This is a genomic window from Pontiella sp. (assembly GCF_041622395.1).
Classification (GTDB): Bacteria; Verrucomicrobiota; Kiritimatiellia; order Kiritimatiellales; family Pontiellaceae; genus Pontiella.
On the sequence record NZ_JBFJYW010000187.1, the window covers coordinates 1 to 7864 of the forward strand.

At 59.1% G+C, this 7864-nt stretch carries 10 protein-coding genes; 9 read left to right on the top strand and 1 reads right to left on the bottom strand.

Features of this window, described 5'->3' with window-relative positions:
- From sufD to ABYO54_RS11250, 9 genes are all read left to right on the top strand, one after another.
- Positions 1 to 789 (top strand): Fe-S cluster assembly protein SufD (sufD, locus tag ABYO54_RS11210; RefSeq protein ID WP_372808338.1); only part of this gene is annotated, 789 nt, incomplete at its 5' end.
- Complete coding sequence (locus tag ABYO54_RS11215; RefSeq protein WP_372808339.1) at positions 789 to 2021, top strand: aminotransferase class V-fold PLP-dependent enzyme; 1233 nt, start codon at positions 789 to 791, stop codon at positions 2019 to 2021. The genes sufD and ABYO54_RS11215, both read left to right, overlap by 1 nt.
- 8 nt (positions 2022 to 2029) lie before the next feature.
- Positions 2030 to 2479, top strand: a complete 450-nt coding sequence (gene sufU / locus ABYO54_RS11220; RefSeq protein ID WP_372808340.1) for a Fe-S cluster assembly sulfur transfer protein SufU — start codon at positions 2030 to 2032, stop codon at positions 2477 to 2479.
- Positions 2480 to 2509: 30 nt separating this feature from the next.
- A complete protein-coding gene (locus tag ABYO54_RS11225; protein ID WP_372808341.1) occupies positions 2510 to 2842 on the top strand; it encodes an iron-sulfur cluster assembly protein in 333 nt (110 codons plus the stop codon).
- Positions 2843 to 2942: 100 nt separating this feature from the next.
- A complete protein-coding gene (locus ABYO54_RS11230; protein ID WP_372808342.1) occupies positions 2943 to 4259 on the top strand; it encodes a P-loop NTPase in 1317 nt (438 codons plus the stop codon).
- Positions 4260 to 4340: 81 nt separating this feature from the next.
- Positions 4341 to 4655 carry a hypothetical protein gene (locus ABYO54_RS11235; RefSeq protein ID WP_372808343.1) on the top strand — a complete coding sequence of 105 codons (315 nt, stop codon included), beginning with the start codon at positions 4341 to 4343 and terminating at the stop codon, positions 4653 to 4655.
- A gap of 239 nt (positions 4656 to 4894) precedes the next feature.
- Positions 4895 to 5587, top strand: coding sequence for an orotidine-5'-phosphate decarboxylase (pyrF, locus tag ABYO54_RS11240; RefSeq protein WP_372808344.1), 693 nt, complete (start codon positions 4895 to 4897; stop codon positions 5585 to 5587).
- Between the two features lie 92 nt (positions 5588 to 5679).
- Positions 5680 to 6483 carry a phosphoribosylformylglycinamidine synthase subunit PurQ gene (locus ABYO54_RS11245; RefSeq protein ID WP_372808345.1) on the top strand — a complete coding sequence of 268 codons (804 nt, stop codon included), beginning with the start codon at positions 5680 to 5682 and terminating at the stop codon, positions 6481 to 6483.
- Between the two features lie 74 nt (positions 6484 to 6557).
- A complete protein-coding gene (locus tag ABYO54_RS11250; RefSeq protein WP_372808346.1) occupies positions 6558 to 7667 on the top strand; it encodes a phosphotransferase enzyme family protein in 1110 nt (369 codons plus the stop codon).
- Positions 7668 to 7715: 48 nt separating this feature from the next.
- Here the strand turns inward: ABYO54_RS11250 and ABYO54_RS11255 are convergent.
- Positions 7716 to 7864: ATP-binding protein (locus ABYO54_RS11255; RefSeq protein WP_372808347.1), on the bottom strand; the 149-nt coding region annotated here is incomplete at its 5' end.

The following is a 7864-nucleotide window of genomic DNA, read 5'->3' on the forward strand; positions in this document are numbered from 1 at the left end:
CCGGGGGCCGAATTCCACTTGCGGAATTTTGTTTCGGTGGGGAAAGGGGCCAAGGCCACCGTCGTGGAGGAATTCATCGGCGATCCGGCGGATCGGTCGATCCCATCCTATTGGACCAATGCCGTAACGGAAGTCTTCGTTGACGATGGGGCGGTGGCCGACCACTACAAAATCCAGCGCGAGAGCAAGACGGCCTACCACTTCCAGACCCTGGAGGCGCACGTGGGTGCGGATGCGGTGTTCAGCAACCACTCGGTGGCCGTGGGCTCGGCCCTGGGCCGCAACGATATCCGCGGCAAGCTGACGGGCGAGGGCGGAGAAGCCATTTGCAACGGGCTCTATTTGCTCAAGGACCAGCAGTTGTTCGATACGCATCTGTTCATGGATCACGCCGTCCCCGAATGCAAAAGCCACGAACTGTACAAGGGCATCCTGTCCGACAAGGCGCGCGCCGTTTTCTGCGGGCGGATCCTGGTGCAAAAGGGCGCCCAGCAGACCGACGCCATCCAGAACAACAAAAACCTGCTGCTCTCGCGCGGCGCCAAGGTCAACACGTTGCCGCAGCTCGAAATCTATGCCGACGATGTGAAGTGTACGCACGGCGCAACCGTCGGCGAGCTCGACGCCACCGCACTCTACTACCTCCAGACGCGCGGAATCGATCCGAAGCAGGGCCATGCCATGCTGACATTCGCCTTTGCCAACGAAGTGATGGACGAGGTGAACTGCAAGCCCGTCAAGGCCCATATCGAAGCGCTGGTCCATGACTGGCTCGACAAGGTTTCCTGATGAACAACACCGTCCAGTACGATATCGCATCCATCCGCGACGACTTCCCGATCCTTCAGCGGAAGATTTTCGGCAAGCCGTTGGTGTATCTCGACAATGCCGCCTCGACGCAACGTCCGGTCCAGGTCATCAATGCGATAAAAGATCTGTACGAAGGGCACTATGCCAATGTTCACCGCGGAGTGCATACGCTGAGCCAGGAGTCGACGAACCTCTACAACGAGGCCCGGGCAAAGGTGCGCAGCTTTATTCATGCCTCGTGCGTGCACGAAGTGGTCTTCACGCGCGGCACGACGGAATCGATCAATCTGGTTGCGCAGTGCTATGCGCGCCCGCGCCTCCGGCCGGGCGACGAAATCCTGATCACGCACATGGAGCATCATTCGAACATCGTCCCGTGGCAGATGGTGTGCGAGCAGACCGGGGCGATCTTGAAAGTGGTGCCGATCTCCGACAAGGGCGAGCTGGAGATGGAGCGGTTTCACGAGTTGCTGGGTGAAAAGACCAAGTTGGTTTCGGTGGTGCAGGTTTCCAATGCGTTGGGCACGGTTAATCCGGTGAAGGAAATCATCGCGGCGGCGCACGCCTTCGGGGTCCCGGTTTTGGTCGATGGCGCCCAGGCCGTGCCGCACATCCCCATCGATGTCCAAAAGCTCGATGCCGACTTCTATGCGTTTTCCGGCCACAAGATCTATGGCCCAACGGGCGTCGGCGTGCTTTACGGCAAAGAAAAACTGCTCAGCGAGATGCCGCCCTACCAAGGCGGCGGCGACATGATCCTGTCGGTCAGTTTTGAAAAGACGACCTACAACCAGTTGCCCTACAAGTTCGAAGCCGGAACCCCGAACATCGCCGGCGTGATCGGGCTCGGTGCCGCGATCGACTACGTCCAGAAAGTCGGGCTCGGCATCATTGCCGCGCACGAGCACGGGTTGCTGGAGTATGCCACCGCCCGGTTGCGCGACATCGACGGCCTGCGGATCATCGGCGAGGCCGATCAAAAGGCCGGCCTGATTTCGTTTGTGCTCGACTGCGTCCATCCGCATGATATCGGCACGATGTTGGACGGGGAGGGGGTCGCGGTGCGCGCCGGGCACCATTGCGCGCAACCCGTCATGGAACGCTACGGCGTTCCGGCCACGGCCCGCGCTTCGTTTGCGATGTACAACACCTTCGGCGAAATCGATGTCCTCGCGGAGGCCATCAAAAAAACGATTCAAATGTTTAAATAGGGGGCGTTATGCCGAATTTGAGAGAGCTCTACCAAGAGGTCATTCTTGACCACAATAAAAACCCGCGCAACTTCCGCAAGATCGAGGATCCCGACGGGTTCGCGCACGGCAACAATCCCCTGTGCGGCGACCAAATCGATGTCTATCTCAAGATCCGGGACGGAATCGTGGACGATGTTTCGTTCGATGGCGCGGGGTGCGCCATCTGCACGTCGTCGGCCTCCATGATGACGATGGCGCTCAAAGGCAAAACCGAAGCCGAGGCCGAGGCACTGTTCAACAGCTTCCACCATGCGCTGACCGAAGACGAAGCCTATCCCGACGATGTGCCGCTCGGGAAACTCGAAGTGCTGAAGGGGGTCAAGGATTATCCCGTCCGCGTCAAATGCGCCACGCTGGCTTGGCACACGTTCGATGCCGCCCTGAAGAAATTGCAGAAAGAAGTCTCAACGGAATAAGGATGCCCGATGCTATTTGGAAAAAAGAAAATGGAACGAGTCCCGCTGGAAGAAGCCAATCCCGAACTGCACAAGCAAGTGGTGCGGTCGCTGCGAATGGTGTTCGATCCCGAAATCCCCGTCAACGTCTATGACCTCGGGCTGATTTACACGCTTGAAATCGACGAGCACGGCAAGGTATACGCGCAGATCACGCTGACCGCCCCCAACTGCCCGGAGGCCGAATACATTCCCGGCCGCATTCAAGCCGCGATCCGCGAGACCGAGGGCGTTTCGGGGGCGGACATCGAGCTGGTTTTCGACCCGCCCTGGACGCGCGAACGCATGTCGACCGCCGCATTGCTCGCGTTGGGCCTGATTTAGCGGGCAACGAGGGGGACCGGTTTTTGGGCGGCTGTTTCCATTGCCTCCCCGGTCGCCATCTTTCCATCGATTCGCCCCTCCATTCATATAAGGAACGTTCATGGTCACTGAAGAAATCATTTTGGAGGCGTTGAGTAAAATCATCGACCCCGACTTCCAGCGCGACATCGTCTCGCTGGGTTTTGTGCAGGATCTGGTAATCGAAGGGGGAACGGTTTCGTTCACCATCGAACTCACCACGCCCGCCTGTCCGCTGAGTCCCGTATTCCAGAAGCAGGCGATCGATCTGGTCGGCGATCTGCCCGGGGTCGAAACGGTGCGGGTCAACATGACGGCCCGCAAACGCGAGGGCCGCCAGCTCTCCGCCGAGGAGAGCGGGTTGAAGGGCGTGAAATATATTCTCGCCGTCAGTTCCTGCAAGGGCGGCGTCGGCAAATCGACCGTGGCCGCGCTGCTTGCGAAAACGCTGGCCGCGCGCGGCGCGAAGGTGGGCCTGCTGGATGCCGACATTTATGGCCCGTCGATTCCAACGTTGTTCAACCTCCATGAACCCGGCGTGCACGCGACGCCCGACAACAAGTTTATTCCCCACGAGGTGGACGGCCTGAAGCTGATGTCGTTCGGTTTCCTGATGGGCGACGGACCCGCCGTGCTCCGCGGGCCGATGGTTGCGCAATACATGCAGCAACTGCTGCACAATACGCAGTGGGACGAACTCGATTATCTCGTGATCGACATGCCGCCGGGAACGGGCGATATCCAGCTGACCATTTCCCAGTCGGTCCAGATCGATGCCTCCGTGATCGTCACGACGCCGCACCAGCTGTCGCTGACCGATGTGCGCAAGGGGATCATGATGTTCGACAAGGTCAACGTGCCCGTGCTCGGCGTCGTGGAAAACATGGCCTACTTCATTTGCGACGGCTGCAACAAGCGGCATTACATCTTCGGCGAATCCGGCGGCAAGGAACTCGAGCAGCGCTTCGGCCTCGAAACCATTGCGGAGCTGCCGATCACCGGCAACCTGAGCGGATCGCTCGACGAGTTGGCCAAAAGCGGAATCGCGAACGATACGACCGACATCATCATCCGTACCTTGGGCAAGAAGCTGCTCGAAAAGACGGAGCGCCCGAACGTGGATTTCGATGCGAAGACCATAACGCTCTCGTGGCCCAATGGAGAATCCTGCACGGTGTCCAATGCCGCGTTGCGCCGCGCCTGCTCGTGCGCCTTGTGCGTCGACGAAATGACCCGCGCGCCGTTGCTCGATCCCAAAACCATCCCGATGGATATCCATGCACAAAAGGTCGGCATCATCGGCAACTATGCCATCATGGTCGATTGGTCCGATGGCCACAACACGGGCTTCTTTCCCTATTCCGTCATCAAGGAGCTTGCCGGGAAATCCAGGGCCTGACGCCTAAATCACGATGGGACGGGAAGTTGGCATTCCCATTGCTTATAACCGATGCATAATCTTTGCTAAGGGAGAAAAGCAATGGGAAATCATAGGGATACAATGGAAGAACAGGGAACGCGGTCGTGCACTGGGATACATGAGTTGCTGGACTGGCAGATTGTTCAATACCGCCGCGCAATCGACGCCCACCGTCTTGACCTTTCCAAGGCCGAGGGGCGTTGCGTGGCTTGGCACGAGGCGGAGCAGGACTTCAATGCGCATGACCGCCGCAGGATGGCGGAGCAATCGCGGATCGAGTATTGCGGCCTGTTTTGTCCGGATAGGAACAAGTGCCTGACGGCGCTGCACTTCCTGCACCAAAAGAAGACCGAGCCGATTTATAAGGTCGGATAGTCTCGTTCATCGCATCCCGATCGCGCTGGCGGGCCGAAACGGTCGACGGGGCGAGTTGGGTTTCCTGCTTCGGGATTCGTTGCCCGGGCCGGGAGCGAATCGAATCTTCCGCAAGGCGCCGAATCCGCCGCTTTTTACGCACCGTTGCGACGATGCGTAAAAAGCGGCGGAATGGTTTTCAGGGGCAGGGGTTTTTTTGTTAGGTTGTGCGGCCATTGAGCAAATGAAAGGATGTTGGGATGAATAAGGCGGAATTGATAGTGGCACTCGATGTGCCGAATGCAGAGGCCATGGAGGCCAAACTCCAGGAAATGCCCGATTTTATCGAGTGGTATAAGGTGGGGCTGGAAATCTTCTGCGCCGAGGGGCCGGCGGTGCTGGAACCGCTGAAAAAGCGGGGCAAGAAAATCTTTTTGGATCTGAAGTTGCACGATATTCCCCGCACGGTGGGCAATGCGGTCAAAACCGCCGCCGAGCATGGCGTTAACCTGATGACCGTGCACGCCATCGGTGGCCGGGCCATGCTCGAGGAAGCGGCCAAGGCCGCCCGCGAGTGCGAAAACCCGCCGAAAATCGTGGCGGTCACGACGCTGACCAGCCTCAGCCAGGAAGATTTCAAGGATTTGGGGATCAATCGTACGGTGGCCGAACAGGCCTTGGAGCTCGGCCGTTTGGCCATTTCGTCGGGAATCGACGGGATGGTGACCAGCGCGCACGAGGCCAAGGTGCTGCGCGAGGAGTTCCCGGATGCCATCTTGGTGACGCCGGGCATCCGGATGCCGGAAGGCGATGTGGGCGACCAAAAGCGGGTGGCGACGCCGTCGTTCGCGGTGGAGCAGGGCGCGACGCATCTGGTGATCGGACGTCCGATCGTTCAGGCCGCAGACCCGGTCGCCGCCGCAACCGCGATGTTGAATGATATGAATGGATAACCACGAAAAGGCACGCTGAGCACAACGCCTTCGTGGAAGCGTCTTCGTGCATCTTGTGCCCGGTTGTGGCCAATTGAATTGGAGCAGAGAACATGAGCAAACCAAAGGTTTTGATTATTACGGGATACGGGGTGAACTGCGAGGCGGAGAGCACCCATGCGTGGAAGCTGGCCGGCGCCGAGCCGCAGCAGATTCACCTGAACGACTTGCTGGACCATCCCGACCAGCTCGAAAACTTCCAGGCCATGATGTTCATCGGCGGGTTTTCCTACGGCGACCACATGACCAGCGGACACGTCTTCGCCCTGCGCGTGAAGCACCATATGCAGGCGCAGCTGCAGAAGTTCATCGACGACGGCAAGTTGATCATGGGCATCTGCAACGGATTCCAGGTGATGACCAAGATGGGCTTGCTTCCGGGGCTGGACGGCAACTATTTCGAACCGACCGTTTCATTGATGCAGAATGACTGCGGCACCTTCCAGAATTTCTGGGTAAACATCCGTTTCGAGGACGCGTCCCCGTGCGTTTTCACCAAGGGACTCGGCACCCTGCCGCTGCCGATCCGTCACGGGGAAGGAAAGATCTTCACGCTCGACAACGAGTTGCTTGAAAAGATCGAAGCCAAGGGCTGCGTGGCCGCGCGCTACGTCGATGCGGACCACCGGCCGACCCAGGAATTCCCGGCCAACCCGAACGGTTCGCTCAACGCAATTGCGGGATTGTCCGATCCGACAGGCCGGATCTTCGGCATGATGCCGCACCCGGAAGCCTATCTCTTCCCGGAAAACCATCCGAACTGGGATAAGCAAAAGCTTCGCGGCGAGTTGCCGGAGCAGGGGCTGGGACTGAAGCTGTTCCAGAATGCCGTGAACTTCATCACCTCGCAACGCTAGTTCGGGGCGGCTCGCAGCCCAGTCGCTTTTGGCGGCGGTGTCGACGTGCAGTACAATCGGAAAGGGGCGGGACGATGAAACCGGAGCATATCGCGGAACAGATCGACGTTGCGGGGCATTTGGTCAGTATTTGTTCCATCGGCAACGGGAATGTGAACGACACCTATCTGGCGGTCTTTCGCACCCATTTTTCGGAAGAGCGCATCATTATCCAGCGCATTAACCACCGCGTTTTCCCCAAGCCCGAGTGGATCATGGAAAATTTGCGGATCCTCACCGATCATTGCCATGAACAGCTGTTGGCCGAAAGCGAAAGCGCCGATCGCATTTGGCAGCTTCCGCGCATCGTAATGTTCCGGAATGGCCAGGATTTCTTTCGGGATCCGGCGGGCGACTTTTGGCGGGGGCTCACGCTGATTGCTTCGGCCACTTCGTACGATGTCGCCCAGAACGCGGAGCACGCCTTCGAGGTGGGGACGGTGCTGGGGCAGTTCCATCGCTTGGTATCGACCATGGATCCGGACGGGTTGCGCGATACGCTTCCGGGGTTCCACGAGACCCCGCGCTATCTCGCCGGCTACGACGAGCTGCTGGAGAATCCCGACGTCGTCGCGTTGATCGAGAGTTCCGTCGAACTCCGCGGGGTGAGCCGCTTCGTCAACGATCGCCGCCAGCTGGCCCACGTGTTGCAACGCGCCATCGATTCCGGCGAGTTGATGCACCGGCTGATCCACGGGGATCCCAAGGTCAGCAACATCATGATCGACGACGATACCGGGAAGGGCACGGCGATCATCGATCTCGATACCGTCAAGTCCGGTCTGATCCACTACGACTTTGGCGATGCGCTTCGTTCGCTCTGCAACAAGGCCGGCGAAGAGCCGTCCGATTTGACGGCGGTGAAGTTCGATCTCGACTTGTGCGAGGCCTTCGTGCGCGGCTACATGATCTATGCCCGCGAGTTCCTGACGGAAAACGACCGGAACTATCTGTATCGGTCGATCCAGCTGATTACCTTCGAGCTGGGGCTCCGTTTCTTCCAGGACCACCTGCGCGGGGATGTCTATTTCAAGGTCAAGCGGCCGGGGCAAAACCTCCATCGTGCAAAAGTCCAGTTCCGCCTCTGCGAAAGCATCGAAACCCGCCGCAACAAGATTGTCGAAATCCTCGAATCCGCTTTTTGATGGCGCCGGGCGCTGCTTCCGGTCGCCGGTGCAACGCGCGCGGTTGGATTAGCTGATCGCGGCCAGATCGAGCGGGAAGATCATCATGATCTTGGTTCCTTCGCCGGGGTTGGATTCGATACGGATGGTGCCGTCGATGTGTTCGAGCCGCTCCCGGATGCTGAACAGGCCGAACCCCGTGCCGTTGCCGTTGTCGA

Excerpts from the sequence above, each read along its gene's own strand:
- ABYO54_RS11215 (WP_372808339.1), top strand. The coding sequence starts at position 789 with ATGAACAACACCGTCCAGTACGATATCGCATCCATCCGCGACGACTTC.
- sufU (WP_372808340.1), top strand. The coding sequence starts at position 2,030 with ATGCCGAATTTGAGAGAGCTCTACCAAGAGGTCATTCTTGACCACAAT.
- ABYO54_RS11225 (WP_372808341.1), top strand. The coding sequence starts at position 2,510 with ATGGAACGAGTCCCGCTGGAAGAAGCCAATCCCGAACTGCACAAGCAA.
- ABYO54_RS11230 (WP_372808342.1), top strand. The coding sequence starts at position 2,943 with ATGGTCACTGAAGAAATCATTTTGGAGGCGTTGAGTAAAATCATCGAC.
- ABYO54_RS11235 (WP_372808343.1), top strand. The coding sequence starts at position 4,341 with ATGGGAAATCATAGGGATACAATGGAAGAACAGGGAACGCGGTCGTGC.
- pyrF (WP_372808344.1), top strand. The coding sequence starts at position 4,895 with ATGAATAAGGCGGAATTGATAGTGGCACTCGATGTGCCGAATGCAGAG.
- ABYO54_RS11245 (WP_372808345.1), top strand. The coding sequence starts at position 5,680 with ATGAGCAAACCAAAGGTTTTGATTATTACGGGATACGGGGTGAACTGC.
- ABYO54_RS11250 (WP_372808346.1), top strand. The coding sequence starts at position 6,558 with ATGAAACCGGAGCATATCGCGGAACAGATCGACGTTGCGGGGCATTTG.